Source organism: Streptomyces sp. OZ13 (assembly GCF_052068155.1).
Taxonomy (GTDB): domain Bacteria; phylum Actinomycetota; class Actinomycetes; order Streptomycetales; family Streptomycetaceae; genus Streptomyces.
The window spans coordinates 12,332-27,063 of sequence record NZ_JBQHCZ010000005.1 but is presented as its reverse complement, the minus strand read 5'-3'; the positions used below and the strand labels follow the sequence as shown (position 1 = coordinate 27,063).

The following is a 14,732-nucleotide window of genomic DNA, read 5'->3' as shown; positions in this document are numbered from 1 at the left end:
GGTCAGCGCAGACGGAAGGCCTTCATCGCCTTGAGGCTGACGCTCATGAAAGCCGCGTACTTCTCGTCGTCCATGCCGAACGACGGCGCGAGCGGCAGCAGACGCTGCTGGGACACGGTCTGCGCCTCCGTGTACTTGAGGATGCCCTCGGAGCCGTGACGCCGGCTGAGCCCGGAGTCCTTCATGCCGCCCATCGGGGACTGGACGCTGCCGTACGCCGGCGCGTAGCCCTCATTGATGTTGACGGTGCCGGTGCGCAGCTTGGCGGCGACGGCGTGTCCACGGCGGGCGTCCTTGGTCCAGACGCTCGAGTTGAGGCCGTACGGGGTGGCGTTGGCCTGGGCGATGACGTCGTCCTCGTCGGTGAAGCGGTACACGGAGACCACCGGGCCGAAGGTCTCCTCCGTGCACACGGCCATCGGGGCCTCGACTCCGTCGAGGATGGTGGGCTCGTAGAAGAGAGGTCCGATGTCGGGCCGTGCGACACCGCCGGCGAGGAGCCTGGCGCCCTTGGCGACGGCCTCCTCGACATGGCGGGTGACGGTCTCGAGCTGGCGCTCGCCGACGAGGGAGCCCATGTCGGCCCCGTAGGCGAGGGAGTTGCCGAGCCGCATGGCCTTGGTCCGGGCGGCGAACCGCTCGAGGAAGTCGTCGGCGACGGACTCGTGCACGTACAGCCGCTCGATCGATATGCACAGCTGGCCGGCGGAGGAGAAGCAGGCGCGCACCGCTCCGGCCGCGGCCTTCTCGACGTCCGCGTCGTGCAGGACCAGCATGGCGTTCTTGCCGCCGAGTTCGAGGGAGACGCCGATGAGGCGGGCGGCGGCTCCCTGTGCCACCTCGCGGCCGGTACGGGTGGAGCCGGTGAACGACACGTAGTCGGCGTGCTTGACGACCTCGGGGCCGACGACGGGACCGTCCCCGATGACGACCTGGAAGACCTCGGCCGGCAGCCCCGCCTCGACGAGCAGGTCGCGCGCCCACAGGGCGGTCAGCGCCGTCTCGGTGTCGGGCTTCATCACGACGGCGTTGCCGGTGACGAAGGCGGGCAGCGCGTCGCCGACGGACAGCTCCAGCGGGTAGTTCCACGGCGCGATCTGTCCCACCACACCGCGCGGATGGCGCAGTTCGGTCGTCTTCGTGAGGACGGGGACGACACCGGTGTGCCGCTTGGCCTTCAGGTACGAGGGCGCCTTGCGTCCGTAGTGGCGGGCGGCGACGGCGACGGCCTGCACCTCCTCGTGGGCGTGCAGGCGGGCCTTGCCGGTCTCCAGCTGGATCAGGTCCAGGACCTCCGCCTGGCGCTGGAGGATCAGGTCGTGGAAGCGCAGCAGGACGGCCGCGCGGGCACGGACCGGGGTGGCGGCCCATGCGGGCTGGGCGGCGCGGGCCCGCTCGAAGGCCGTGGCCACGTCCTCGGGGGTGGACTCGGGGAGTTCGGCCAGCTGCTCGCCCGTGAACGGCGCGTGGTTGGCCGTGCGGCCGGAGCCGGCCACCGACTTGGTCAGCCGGGCGACCAGTTCGGGGGTCACCACGTCGGCGGCGGTGCGCGCGCCGGCCGGAGCGGCGGCTGTCGGGTTGGTGCCGAGGGCGGCCGCGGTGGCCTGCGAGTCCGTCATGGGGGCGAGAGTAGGCGCAGAGCAGCACTTTGGGTACCCGTCGGTAACACCTTTTCACCATGCTCACACGACCGTGCCAGCGATCACTGGCACATAACCCCTGATCAGGCCCTATTCATCGGCCCGCAGGCACGCCCGGCAATTTTCCCGGCCGCCTCGGGGAGTCGCGTGGCCCGGTTCACGGCGCCGGGGGCCGCCATCCCCGCAGCATGGTGTCGAACTGCTCGCGGGTCGTCACCCAGTCGTGTGCGGGGCCGGACATGTAGAGGGCGTATTCCGTGCCGTCGTCCTCGTAGTACATCTGGTCGATCGCCCGCCGGGGTCCGGGATGTTCCTTGCTCTCCGTCCAGGTGAACTCCCAGATCGCGGACTGCGTCCGGTCCCGGAACGTGTTCGGGTGGAGCTGCACCCGGCGGTACTCCGGCAGGCGCTTCTTGAGGCTCTTCTGCATGTCGAGCATGTGCATGTACGGGTTCTCGTGGTCGGGCGCCGGGTCGATGCTGATGCGGATGCGGTGGCGGCCGTTGTCGGGGGTGTAGTCGATCTGGTTGCCGTCCGCCTGACGCCGCCAGCCGTCGGGCACCCAGAGGCTGAAGCCCGCCACGTCCTTGACGCGTCGCCAGCCCTCGGGAATCCCGGCATCCTCCGGCGCGGTGCTCTCTGCGCCGCCCGTCCCGGCGCCTCCGGCGGCCGCGGCCTCTCCCTTACGGCCGTTCCCGCCGTCGCCCGCGTACTGCATCGCCAGGCCCGCGGCGCCGCCCAGCACGGCCGCCAGCACGACGGCGATCACCGCCGTGCGGACGCGCCCGCCGCGACGGCCGGTGGCCTGCGAGGGCCCGGGCGCCGGTACGGTGCGGGAACGGTCCACCGCGGCGCCCGGCTGCGGCAGCCGCTGCGTCGGCACCCGCGCACGCCCCGTCTCCACCGGCCCACGGCCCTCCATGGCATCCGTCAGCATCCGCTCCGCCTCGGCCGCGGAGGGCCGGTGCGACGGCTCCTTGCGCAGCAGCGCCAGGATCACCGGAGCGAGCCTCCCCGCCCGCACCGGAGCAGGCGGTTCCTCGTCGACCACGGCCTGCATGGTCGACAGCGGCGAGGACCGCCGGAACGGCGACCGTCCCTCCACCGCCGTGTACAGCGTCGCGCCCAGCGACCACAGGTCCGAGGCGGGGCCGGGGTCGTGGCCGCGGACCCGTTCCGGCGCGAGGTAGTCGATCGAACCGACGATCTCGCCCGTCCTGGTGATCGTCGAATCGCCCTCTATGGCCGCGATCCCGAAGTCCGTTATGAGCGCCCGGCCGTCCTTGGCCAACAGGACGTTGGCCGGCTTGATGTCCCGGTGGAGCACCCCGGCGGCGTGCGCGGCGCCCAGCGCCCCCAGGATGTGCAGCCCGATCCGGGCCGCCTCCGTCTCGTCGATCCGCCCGGGCTCCTTGACCGCGTCCGCGAGTGAGGGGCCGTCGACGTACTGCATGACGATCCAGGGCCGCGCGTCGTGCTCGAGCACGTCGTGCACGGTGACTACACCGGGATGGCTGATGCGCGCGGCCGCGCGGGCCTCCTTCTGGGTGCGGGCGTGCAGGACGGCCCGGTCGGCCTCCGACACGTAGAGCCCCGCGGTCAACTCCTTGACCGCCACCACCCGGTGGAGCACCTCGTCATGGGCGCGCCATACCTTGCCCATACCGCCACGGCCGATGGTCTCGCCCAGCCGGTAACGCCCGGCGAGCAGCAGACCGGTGCCTGTGCTGTGAGTGTGTTCCACGTACCCCGCCCCGTTCCTTGGAATGACAGGTTACGGAGGGGATGTACGGCCACGGAACATCGGACGCCTCAAGTGACCGCACTGTGATGCGCGTTCCGTGCGCGCACGCGCACTCAGCGGGCGGAACGGTAACTCGCCGTGGCCTGCTCGAAGACCTCGGTCACTTTGTCACGCTGTGCTTCCGGTCCGATCACCTGGACGACGTGATAGGTGCCGTCGACGGCGAGCGCGAGGTTACGCACGTACACCTCACGGCCGTTGCTGTCCTGCCAGGTGAACTGGCCCTCGGCCATGGCCTGTCGGCCGACGTCGATTCGACGCAGCCCGGTGGCGCTCGCCCACGAGGAGTCGCGGAAGGGCTGGAGTTCGGGCTCCTTGTCCCGCTGATAGACCAGCGGGTCGTCGCCGTTCGCCTGGACGGTGTCCCGGCCCGGCACGACGATGAGTGTGAAATCGCCGCTGGTGTAGCGGACTTGTCCGGCATCGTTGATCGGCCGGCGCTGCCACGTCCGGTCGACGGCGATCCGGAAGCCCTCCGGGTCGTCCCGGAGCTCATAGCCGGCGGGAAGTTCACCGGCCGGGGCGGAGGTCTGCGGCTGCTGGGACCCGGGCGAACCGGTGGGTGTCGGTTCCGGGTCGGCGCCCGCGCCCGTACGGCCGGGGCTCGGATCCTGCTGCGACGGCCCGGTGCCCGCCTCCCTGCCCTGCGGCGACCGCTGCCCGTCGTCCGCCTTCGGCATGAACAGCACGGCGTAGGTGATCGCGGCCACCAGGGCGAGCAGGATCACCAGCAGAAGCGTGCGGCCGAGTGCGCGCGGCTTCCGCCCCGTGGCCTGGTAGGACCGCCGGTTCGACGTGTCGTAGGAGCTCTCGTACGTCTCCTCGTAGGCGCGCCGCGGCGGCGGGACCTGGGCGACGGGCCTGTCCCTGCGCCCTTCCCCGCCCCTGCCTCCTGCTCTGTCCCGACTCCTGGTCTTCTTGTGGCGGTGGCGGCCGTGCGCGTCGGGACCGCCTCCGCGGCGCCTGCGGACGAGCTCGCCCCGGCGCCGGACGATCGGCAGCCGCGACCCGTCGACCGCCCCGGGCGGCAGGGGAACGACGTCCGTCCCGGCCTCGGGCTCCGGCGCCGAACGGACGAGGGAACGCAGCCAGCCGCGCAGCTCCTCGAAGTCGGGCCGCTCCGTGGGGTCCTGACGCAGCAGCGACTCGACGACCGGCCGCAGCGCGCCGCACTCCTCCGCGAACGCCGGCGGCTCCGCGCACACGAGCTGGACGAGCTCGGCGGCGCTCTCCTCCGGGTAGGGGGCGTGCCCCTGGACGGCCCGGTACAGCAGCGCCCCCAGCGCCCACAGGTCGGTCGCCGGGCCCACGGGCGCGGCGAGCTGCCAGTTCTCATGGACCGGGCCGGCCTGCTCGGGCGCCCACCGTTCCGTCACGGCACCGACCACGGTGATCCGCGCCTGGCGTGCCCGTTCCGCGGCCAGGGGTGTCGCGGGACCGCGGTACGGGGCGGAGCCGCCGGCGGCGACGACCTCGTCCCAGCGGCCGGGGGCCGCCGTGCCGTCCGTGGCGGCGGGTCGGCGCTGCGCGTCGGCACGCAACGCCTCACCGCCGCGGTGCCAACTGCCCCCGGCCGCGCTGTCCGTACGCGCCGCGGGGAGGGCGGGGCGCTGTCCACCGGCCGGCCGGCCGCCGCTTCCCGGGCCGCCGTCCGCCCGTGCGACGGGCAGCGCGGGCCGGACGTCACGGAGGGGTTCCCCGCCCGCCCTGCGCACGCCGTAGGGGTCGTCGCGGTACGGGTCGTGCGGACGCGCACCCGGCAGCGCGGGACGCGCGATGCCCCGAGGGCCGCCGCCTCCGGCGGGCAGCGAACCGGTGCCCTCCCGGCCGGCGAACGGCGCGTCGTGCCAGGTGCCGGTCAGCCGGACGCGACCGGGGCCGTCCTGCGACGGCCCCTCGCCGTCCCGGTCCCGGTCGTACGGGCCTTCGCCGCGACGCTCCTCGTCCCGGCCACTGCCGAACCGGCCCCGGTCCCCGCCGTCCCGGTACGGGCCCTCGTCACGTTCCGCGCCGTACGGGCTCCCGTACCGGTCCGCGTCGTAGCCGTCCTCATGACGGTCGTCGTAGCGGTCCTCGTCGTAGCGGTCCTGATGACGGTCCGCGTCGTACGGGTCTCCGTACCGACCTGCGTCGTAACGGTCCTCGTGCCGCTGTTCACGGCCGTGGTTTTCCGCGTCGCGCGGCGGCATGCCGAGCAGGCCGAGACCCAGGTCCTCGAAGTCCGCGTCGTCGTCCTCGTCCCGGACGCCGCCGAGCCCGAGCAGACCTCGGCGCCCCTCGTCGGGCCGGCGGGCCCACCAGTCGGGGTCGAGACCGTCCTGCTCCAGGCGGTCACGGGCGTCGGCGTTCTCGTCCTGGCGACGGCTCTCGCCCGACCGTGCCCCGGCACGGGCACCGGCGCGGTAGGCCGCGATCGCCCCGGCACGGGCGGCACGCACGTCGGGCACACCGGTGGAGGGGCCGCTCTGCTGCGGCAGGACGGGACGGCCGGACGCGGCCTCCACCTCGTGTCCGCGTGCGGGCGCGTCACCGGCGTCGAGCCCCGGCGCCGGCCCTGGACCCGGCCCATGGTCCCGTTCCGGCCCGTCGTCGGTGTCCGGGTCCGCGTCCGGCTCCGGTACCGGCGCGTAGCCGCACAGCGCCTCCTCCGCGGCACCGGACGCCAGACCGGTGAGGACCACACGTCCGTCCTCGCAGACGAGGACCGTGCGCACCGTGATGTTCCTGTGCGTCCAGCCGTGGGCGTGCAGGACGCGCAGGGCGGTCAGAACGTCGGAGGCGATCTCCGCCGCCCGGTACGGGGTGAGCGGCTTCTCCGCGAGCAGCGCCGCCAGGGGCCTGGCCGCGACCCGTTCGCTCACTATCCACAGCGAGCCGTCCTCGGCGAAGACGTCGAAAACCTGGTCCAGTCGCGGGTGGTCGGGGATCTGCGCGGCCGCCTGTGCCGCCTCGACCGCCCGCCGGACCGCAGGGTCCGTGGGGCGGCGCGTCGTGCCGCCGCCTCGGCCGCCATGGGTCCGCCGCGGCACCGACGCGCCGGCGAGGCCGTCCTCGTCGAGCACCTCCGCGTCGACGATCTCCGGCAACGGCACCTGCCGCACCAGGACTTCATGTCCGCTGTAGGTGTCGAACGCGCGGGTCTCCGCGAATTCGTACTCGTCGGACGGCGGCAACGGCAGGCGGTAGCGGTCGGCGAGCACCCTTCCCGCATAGTCGTCCACGACGCCTCCCCGAGCGCGCTGTCCCCGGCCGGCACGAAAACAACGCAAGAAGCCGTCAAATCCGGTCGCTCACCGGCCTCTTGTCGCTGCGTACCGTCCGCGGGTTCTCACGATACGTGTCCTGGGTCAGTCCTTGGGGCTGAACGTGGCGAACGCCGTCTTGCGCAGCGTCTCGCACTCCTTGCTGCGCCACTCGCTCGCCTTGCAGGTGATCATGATCGAGTAGCCGCGCCTGGCGTCGACCTTGAAGCCCCTGTTCAGGATACGTACCCGCTGGCCCTTCTCGTTGCGCTCGAACTGCCAGTCCGCGACGGTCGGATAGCCGTTGTACTCGACCTTCCCTATCCCCAGGTGCTTGTAGCCGTTGCTCGTGGCGCTGACACCGGCGACCGCCGCGGCCCATGCGGCCGCCGCGTCGTCCTTGGGGCTGTTGTTGAAGTCGACCTGGACACGCGGGACTCCGCCGTCGACGCTGAACTTGCCGCCCGAGTTCTGACCGGCCACCCCGGTGAGCCTGAAGTTCGAGGGCATGGCCATGGTGAAGTGCCAGCGGTCGTTGGAGACCATCACGTACCCGGCCGGCAGCGTGTCGCCGCCCGCCGAGTCGTCGCCCTTGGGGTCACCCGACGGCGGGGCGTCCGGGCTGCCGGTGCTGCCGCCCTGCCCGCCGTCCTCCTCCTTGCCGTCGTCCTTGCCGGTGTCGTCACCGCTGTCGGGACTCGCGTCGCTGCCCGCACCACCGGTCGCCTTGTCCTCTCCGCCACCGGCGGTGGAGCCGGCCGAAGCGGCGGTCTCGTCCTTGCCCTTGCCCTGGTTCCCGGTGTCGTCGTCACCGAAGGCGAAGACCAGCACGGTGGACAGCACGGCGAGCAGTGCGACGGCCGCGATGATCACCAGCGTGCGGCGGGGCACCACGTCGGTGAGCGGTGCGCGCACCGGCGCGGCCGGCCGTGCGGATCCGCCCGGCGCGGGCTGCGGCTTCGACTCCGTCTTCACGGCGGCGGCCGCGTTGCGCACGGAACGCAGCGCGCCACGGACCCGGTCGGCGGCGGGGTCCTTCGGCGCGGCCGGGGGGACGGGAGGCACGGACGGCAGCCTGATGGCGCGGGTCGCCTCGGGCGACGGCTCGGGCTCAGGGGGCAGCACCGGCGCCTCCGGCGCGTTCACCACCTGGGTGAGCAGGGCGCGGGCGCCGGCGTCGTCCAGCCGCTGGGCGGGGTCCTTGGCGAGCAGGCCGTAGATGACCTCCTCCAGCGGGCCCGCGTTCTTCGGCGGGTCGAGCGGCTCGGTCATCACGGCGGTCAGCGTCGCGATCGCCGAGCCCTTGTCGTACGGCGGGCAGCCCTCGACGCTCGCGTAGAGCAGGCCGCCGAGCGACCAGAGGTCGGCCGCCGGTCCCGGCTTGTGGCCGCGGGCGCGCTCGGGCGAGATGTACGACGGGGCGCCGACGAGCATGCCGGTCGAGGTGATCGACGGGTCGCCCTCGACCTGCGCGATACCGAAGTCGGTGAGCACGACGCGGCCGTCACGGCCGATCAGCACGTTGGACGGCTTCACGTCACGGTGCAGGATGCCCTCGCGGTGCGCGGAGCGCAGCACGTCGAGGATCGCCAGACCCACCTCGGCCGCCCGGCGGGGCGTGAGGACGCCGTCCTCCCGCACGACCTCGGCCAGGGACTTGCCCTCGACGAGCTCCATGACGATCCACGGGCGGTCGTCCTCGTCGACGACGTCGTAGACGGTCACGGCGCTGTTGTTGCGGATGCGGGCGATGGCCTTGGCCTCGCGCAGGGTGCGCGTGATGAGCCGGCGCTTCTCGTCGTCGTCGATGCTGTTGGGGAAGCGCAGTTCCTTGACGGCGACGGTACGGCCGAGGGTCTCGTCGACCGCGCGCCACACCGTGCCCATGCCGCCGCGCCCGAGGACGCCGCCGAGACGGTAACGCCCGGCGAGCAGGCGGCCCTCGGAACCGGTGGCGCCGCGTCCCTTGGAAAGCGGCGCACCCGCGCCCCCGGCACGGCCGGTCCGGTCCGCGGGGGCGGACTTCGCCGCGGCGGCCTGCGAGCCCCCGCCCCGGCCGCCGTCGGCGGGCGCCCCGGAGCTCGCACCGGTGGCCGCCCCCTGCGCGGCCGGCGCGTCCGCGGGCTCCGCCGGGTGCCTACCGGCCTTCATGACGGGCAGCGGCTTCGCGTCCTCGGCGGCAGGCTTCGCGTCCTCGGCGGCGACAGCAGGCTTCGTGTCCGCCGAGGCAACGCCGCGGGCATCGCCCTGCGCATCCTTCCGCGGGTCGTCCTGAGCCGTCGTCACGCCCGCGCTCCGGGAGTCGAGACCGGGCTTCTGGGCGTCCTCCGTCCCGGCAGGGGCACCGCCAGCGGCCACGTCCTCGTCATCGGCCCCGACCGCGCCGGGGGCGTCCTGGCCCGCGGCGCCGGCTGTGACGTCGCCGTCCTCGCTCTTGTCCTCGGGGACCGCGTCCTTGACCTCCGGGGCGGCGTCCTTCACTTCGGGGGACGCGTCCGCTTCGGCCGTCTTCGGGTCCGCCGCGCCGGCGGCGGAACCTTCGCCCCCACCGGCGGAACCGGCCCCCGCGCCCGCGGCAGAGTCCGCATCCTCGCCGGCGAAGCCGGCCCCCCGCTGGGGCTTCCGCGACTGCTCAGCCTCCGACATGCGTCCCCTCTGCGATCCCTGATCTTCGCCCGCGCCTGCCGCTTTCCGCGCGATGCGGTAACCCGCCCTGGCAGAGCGCCCATTGTCCCTCACCCCGGGACCGGTACGTCGTCCGGGTCCACCCAGCGGCGTGCCGGGCGCACCCGAATACGCCACCCACCATGCCACCACGCGGTGTGAAGCCCACCCCCGCACTGGTCGGAGGCGTGCCCGGACTCCGCAACCGCCCTCGCAGCGGGCCGGTTCCCCCCGGGCGACGGGCCATCACAGACCGACCTGACCGGATCAAGGCCGTCCGAACCAAGGCAGTCCAGGTCAGGGCAGGCCGGATCGGGGCAGTCCGGATCTAGGCAGGCCGGATCAGAGCGGCACGATGTCCGGCGCGCCCAGCCGCGCCGCGTCCGCCGTCTGGTCGTCCGGCTGCCGCTGCGACTCCCGTTCCGCTTCCACCCTCTTCTCGTAGTGCTCGACCTCCTTCTCGATCTGCGCCTTCTCCCAGCCCAGTACCGGGGCCATCAGCTCGGCGCACTCGCGTGCGCTGCGCGTCCCCCGGTCGAAGGTCTCGATCGAGATTCGGGTACGCCGGGTCATCACGTCATCGAGATGGCGGGCGCCCTCATGCGACGCGGCATAGACGATCTCGGCCCGCAGGTAGTCGTCCGCGCCGCTCAGGGGATCGCCGAGCGTCTGGTCCTCCGCGATGAGGGCGAGCAGTTCCTCCGTCATGGCGCCGTAGCGGTTCAACAGATGCTCGATGCGCACCACATGAAGACCCGTCCGCTCGGCGATCCGCGCCCTGGCGTTCCAGAGGGCGCGGTACCCTTCGGCGCCGAGCAGCGGCGTGTCCTCCGTGACACAGGCCGCCACCCGCTGGTCGAGGCCGTGCACCGCCGCGTCCACGGCGTCCTTGGCCATCACCCGGTACGTCGTGTACTTGCCGCCGGCGACGACGACGAGCCCCGGCACGGGGTGCGCCACCGTGTGCTCGCGCGACAGCTTGCTGGTGGCGTCCGACTCGCCGGCGAGCAGGGGCCGCAGCCCGGCGTAGACCCCCTCCACGTCGTCCCGGGTGAGCGGCACGGCGAGCACCGAATTGACGTGCTCCAACAGGTAGTCGATGTCGGCGCTGGAGGCGGCGGGGTGCGCCTTGTCGAGGTCCCAGCCGGTGTCGGTGGTGCCGACGATCCAGTGCCGTCCCCAGGGGATGACGAACAGCACCGACTTCTCCGTGCGCAGGATCAGCCCGGTCGTGGAGTGGATACGGTCCTTCGGCACCACGAGGTGGATGCCCTTGGAGGCGCGCACATGGAACTGCCCGCGCTCCCCGATCAGCGCCTGCGTGTCGTCCGTCCACACCCCGGTGGCATTGACGACCTGCCGGGCCCGGATCTCGTACTCACCGCCCGCCTCCACGTCGAGCACCCGGGCTCCGACCACGCGCTCGCCCTCCCGCAGGAAGCCGACCACCCGGGCGCGGCTGGCGACTTGGGCGCCGTAGCTCGCGGCGGTGCGCACCAGGGTCGTCACGAAGCGGGCGTCGTCCATCTGGGCGTCGTAGTACTGAAGGGCGCCGACGAGGGCGTTCTTCTTCAGCGCGGGGGCGACCCGCAGGGCGTGCCGGCGGGAGAGGTGCCGGTGGACGGGCAGCCCCCGCCCGTGTCCCGAGGACACCGACATCGCGTCGTACAGCGCGACACCGGAGCCGGCGTACAACCGCTCCCATCCCTTGTGCTGGAGCGGATAGAGGAACGGCACCGGCTTGACCAGGTGCGGGGCGAGCCGCTCGAGCAGCAGCCCGCGCTCCTTGAGTGCCTCCCTCACCAGGGCGAAGTCGAGCATTTCCAGATAGCGCAGTCCGCCGTGGATCAGCTTGCTCGACCTGCTCGAGGTGCCGGAAGCCCAGTCGCGCGCCTCCACCAGCCCGGTCGTCAGCCCTCGTGTCGCGGCGTCGAGCGCGGTTCCCGCTCCGACCACGCCGGCGCCCACCACCAGCACGTCCAGTTCACGCTCGGCCATCCCGGCGAGCGCTTCGGCGCGCTCCGCGGGTCCCAGTGTCGCTGTCCTCACTGTTGCCTCCCGTCGCCCCCGTGCATTTCCTGCGGTCGGTCTCACAACGTCGAACCCGCCATGCCGGACTCACAAAGTCGGACTCACACCGTCGATTCTGTCCGTACTTGCCGACTTCAGCCACCGCCTGTGGATAACACTCGCTCGACCAGGAGCCCACAATCCGGCAGAACGGTCATATTTACGCCTAGTCTGACATTGCGCCTGCCCGTTCCGCCCCCAGGGCTTGCGCTCACTGTCCCCTTCGGCTACGGGAAGGACGGCCACAGCCATGCCCGCAGATCTCGCCGTCATCGGACTCGGACACCTCGGTCTGCCGCTCGCCCAGGCCGCCGTGGCGTCAGGCATCGAAACCATCGGCTACGACCCCGACCCCCGCCAGCTCGCGGAGCCCGCCGCCGGAGTGACACCCGCCGACATCCGGCGCATGCTCTCCGGCGGCTTCCGCACCGTCACGGACGCGGCCGAGCTCGGCCGCGTGCGCACCGCCGTCATCTGTGCGCCCACGCCCATGGGCGCGGACGGCACACTGGACCTGACCCCGCTCGCCGACGCCGCCCGGGCGCTCGCGTCCCGGCTGCGGCCGCACACCACCGTCCTGCTGGAATCGGCGGTCGAGCCCGGCACCACGGAGGACTTCCTCCGTCCGCTCCTCGAAGAGGGCTCCGGCCTGCGGGCCGGCCGGGACTTCCACCTGGCCTACTCCCCCAGCCGCACCGACCCCGGCCGCCGCACGCACGGCTACGCCAACACGCCGAAGGTCATCGGCGGGCTCACCCCCGCCTGCACGGAGTCCGCGGCCGCCTTCTACGCCCGGCTGACCGACAAGGTGGTCCGCGCCCGCGGTCTGCGCGAGGCCGAGACGGTCAAGGTCCTCGAGACGAACTTCCGGCACGTCAACATCGCCCTCGTCAACGAGATGGCCGTGCTCTGCCACGATCTCGGCATCGACCTCTGGGACGTCATCCGCTGCGCGGAGACCAAGCCCTTCGGCTTCCAGGCCTTCCGCCCGGGCCCCGGCGTCGGAGGCCACGGCGTCCCCCTCGACCCCGGCCCCACCCCGTGTCGCCCGCTGCGCATGGTGGGCCTCGCGCAGGAGATCAACTCGCGGATGCCGCAGTACGTGGTCCGCCGCTGCGCCACCCTCCTCAACGAACACGGCAAGTCCGCCCGCGGGGCCCGTGTCCTGCTCCTCGGCGTCACCTACAAGCCGGACCTCGCCGACCTGCAGGGCTCGCCGGCCACCGAGATCGCCCGCCGGCTGACGGACCTGGGCGCGTCCGTGAGCTACCACGACCCCTACGTCCCCGACTGGCGCATGGACCAGGTCCCCGTCCCCCGCGCCGACTCCCTCTACGAGGCGGCCGCCGCGGCGGACCTGACGGTCCTGGTCCAGCACCACCGCACGTACGACCTCCAAGGCCTGGCGGTCAAGGCCCAACTCCTGCTGGACACAAGGGGGGCGACTCCGGCCGGGGCGGCACACCGGCTCTGACGCCTTCTCAGGCTCCGCGCCACGGCCGTGCAACGGTCCCATAACCGAGTGCCGTTCCGTCGTACCGGACTGCTAGTCTCCGGGACCGCGCTCGCACGCTGGTGCGACGCCGTCGATCCCAGGGGGAATCCGCCATGAGTCAGCCCGTCCCGCCGCCGTCCGGCAACCCGTTCGCCGGTGGCGACCAGTTCGCACCCGCGCCGCCGCCGGCCCCGGTCCGCAACAACATCGGCCTCGGCATCGTCGCCGCCGTCGTCACCGCCGTCGTCACCGCGGGCATCTACGGTGCCGTCGCGGGTGCCATCGAGGCGGAGATCGGCTACGCGGCCGTCGCCGTCGGCTTCCTCATCGGCTTCGCCGCGGCCAAGGCGGGCGGCCCGAACCCGGTGCTGGCCGTCGTGAGCGCCGTGCTCGGTGTCGGCGCCGTGTACCTGGGCCAGCTGGTCGGCATGGCGATGATCGTCGCCGAGGAGCTCAACGGCTCCTTCACGGACGTGTTCTTCGACCAGTTCAGCCTGCTGACCGACGCGTGGACCGAGGTGGCCGACGGCATGACGTACGTCTTCCTCGCCATCGCCGCCGTCACCGCGTTCGCCGGCGCCAAGAAGGCCAACGCCTGACGCGCACCCGGCACATGGGAAGGGCCCGGCACCGAGGTGCCGGGCCCTTCCCATGTGCGGAGCAGCTGGTCAGCGGCGGTGCTGCGAGTCCGCCACCGTCACCTCGACACGCTGGAACTCCTTGAGCTCGCTGTAGCCCGTCGTGGCCATCGCCCTGCGCAGCGCGCCGAAGAAGTTCATCGAACCGTCGGGGGTGTGCGAGGGACCGGTGAGGATCTCCTCGGTGGTGCCCACGATGCCGAGGTCCACCAGCTTGCCGCGCGGCACGTCCTCGTGGACGGCCTCCATGCCCCAGTGACGGCCCTTGCCCGGCGCGTCGGTCGCGCGGGCCAGCGGGGAGCCGATCATCACGGCGTCGGCACCACAGGCGATCGCCTTCGGCAGGTCGCCGGACCAGCCGACGCCGCCGTCCGCGATGACGTGGACGTACCGGCCGCCCGACTCGTCCATGTAGTCCCGGCGGGCCGCGGCGACGTCCGCGACGGCGGTCGCCATCGGCACCTGGATGCCCAGCACGTTACGGGTGGTGTGCGCCGCGCCGCCGCCGAAGCCGACGAGGACGCCCGCCGCACCGGTACGCATGAGGTGCAGCGCGGCCGTGTACGTGGCGCAGCCGCCGACGATGACCGGCACGTCGAGCTCGTAGATGAACTGCTTGAGGTTCAGCGGCTCAGCGGCGCCGGAGACGTGCTCGGCGGAGACCGTCGTCCCACGGATGACGAAGATGTCGACGCCCGCGTCCACCACGGCCTTCGAGAACTGCGCGGTCCGCTGGGGGGAGAGCGCGGCGGCGGTCACGACCCCGGAGTCGCGTACCTCCTTGATGCGCTGGCCGATCAGCTCCTCCCTGATGGGGGCGGAGTAGATCTCCTGGAGCCGGCGAGTGGCGCCGGCCTCGTCCATCTCGGCGATCTCGTCGAGCAGCGGCTGCGGGTCGTCGTAGCGGGTCCACAGGCCCTCGAGGTTCAGGACGCCCAGGCCGCCCATCTCGCCGATGCGGATGGCGGTCTGCGGGGAGACCACGGAGTCCATCGGAGCGGCAAGGAAGGGCAGGTCGAAGCGGTAGGCGTCGATCTGCCAGGCGATCGAGACCTCCTTCGGGTCCCGCGTGCGCCGGCTCGGAACGACGGCGATGTCATCGAACGCGTACGCCCGGCGGCCGCGCTTGCCGCGCCCGATCTCGATCTCAGTCACGTGTGTGGCCTTTCCTTCTGCAAT

The 14,732-nt window shown here is 72.7% G+C and carries 8 protein-coding genes; 2 read left to right on the top strand and 6 right to left on the bottom strand.

Annotated elements, in window-relative coordinates; all coding sequences use genetic code 11:
• Nucleotides 1–2: 2 nt before the first annotated feature.
• The 5 genes from ACTMTU_RS13585 to ACTMTU_RS13565 form a co-directional block, all read right to left on the bottom strand.
• The gene (locus tag ACTMTU_RS13585; protein WP_441263738.1) at nt 3–1,619 is read right to left on the bottom strand and encodes a succinic semialdehyde dehydrogenase; all 1,617 of its coding nucleotides are present in this window, start codon (nt 1,617–1,619) and stop codon (nt 3–5) included.
• Between the two features lie 178 nt (nt 1,620–1,797).
• Nucleotides 1,798–3,384, bottom strand: coding sequence for a serine/threonine-protein kinase (locus ACTMTU_RS13580; RefSeq protein WP_441263737.1), 1,587 nt, complete (start codon nt 3,382–3,384; stop codon nt 1,798–1,800).
• Nucleotides 3,385–3,497: 113 nt separating this feature from the next.
• Nucleotides 3,498–6,665 (bottom strand): protein kinase, encoded by a 3,168-nt coding sequence (locus ACTMTU_RS13575; RefSeq protein WP_441263736.1) that lies wholly within the window; start codon nt 6,663–6,665, stop codon nt 3,498–3,500.
• 126 nt (nt 6,666–6,791) lie between these two features.
• Nucleotides 6,792–9,332, bottom strand: a complete 2,541-nt coding sequence (locus tag ACTMTU_RS13570; protein WP_441263735.1) for a serine/threonine-protein kinase — start codon at nt 9,330–9,332, stop codon at nt 6,792–6,794.
• A gap of 360 nt (nt 9,333–9,692) precedes the next feature.
• Nucleotides 9,693–11,399, bottom strand: a complete 1,707-nt coding sequence (locus ACTMTU_RS13565; RefSeq protein ID WP_441263734.1) for a glycerol-3-phosphate dehydrogenase/oxidase — start codon at nt 11,397–11,399, stop codon at nt 9,693–9,695.
• Nucleotides 11,400–11,670: 271 nt separating this feature from the next.
• On the opposite strand from ACTMTU_RS13565, the gene ACTMTU_RS13560 reads away from it, so the two are divergent.
• Together ACTMTU_RS13560 and ACTMTU_RS13555 are read left to right on the top strand one after the other, a co-directional pair.
• Entirely contained in the window at nt 11,671–12,894 is a 1,224-nt protein-coding gene (locus ACTMTU_RS13560; protein ID WP_441263733.1) for a nucleotide sugar dehydrogenase, read from the top strand.
• A 134-nt stretch (nt 12,895–13,028) separates the two neighbouring features.
• Nucleotides 13,029–13,514 (top strand): hypothetical protein, encoded by a 486-nt coding sequence (locus ACTMTU_RS13555; RefSeq protein WP_441263732.1) that lies wholly within the window; start codon nt 13,029–13,031, stop codon nt 13,512–13,514.
• A gap of 69 nt (nt 13,515–13,583) precedes the next feature.
• Here ACTMTU_RS13555 and ACTMTU_RS13550 read toward each other — a convergent pair whose 3' ends face one another.
• Nucleotides 13,584–14,708: a GuaB3 family IMP dehydrogenase-related protein gene (locus ACTMTU_RS13550; RefSeq protein WP_441263731.1), complete on the bottom strand. Its 1,125-nt coding sequence runs from the start codon at nt 14,706–14,708 to the stop codon at nt 13,584–13,586.
• Between the last annotated feature and the right edge of the window lie 24 nt (nt 14,709–14,732).

What these genes read in the sequence shown, in the direction of transcription:
- ACTMTU_RS13560 (WP_441263733.1), top strand. Translation starts at nt 11,671, where the DNA reads ATGCCCGCAGATCTCGCCGTCATCGGACTCGGACACCTCGGTCTGCCG.
- ACTMTU_RS13585 (WP_441263738.1), bottom strand. Translation starts at nt 1,619, where the DNA reads ATGACGGACTCGCAGGCCACCGCGGCCGCCCTCGGCACCAACCCGACA.
- ACTMTU_RS13570 (WP_441263735.1), bottom strand. Translation starts at nt 9,332, where the DNA reads ATGTCGGAGGCTGAGCAGTCGCGGAAGCCCCAGCGGGGGGCCGGCTTC.
- ACTMTU_RS13555 (WP_441263732.1), top strand. Translation starts at nt 13,029, where the DNA reads ATGAGTCAGCCCGTCCCGCCGCCGTCCGGCAACCCGTTCGCCGGTGGC.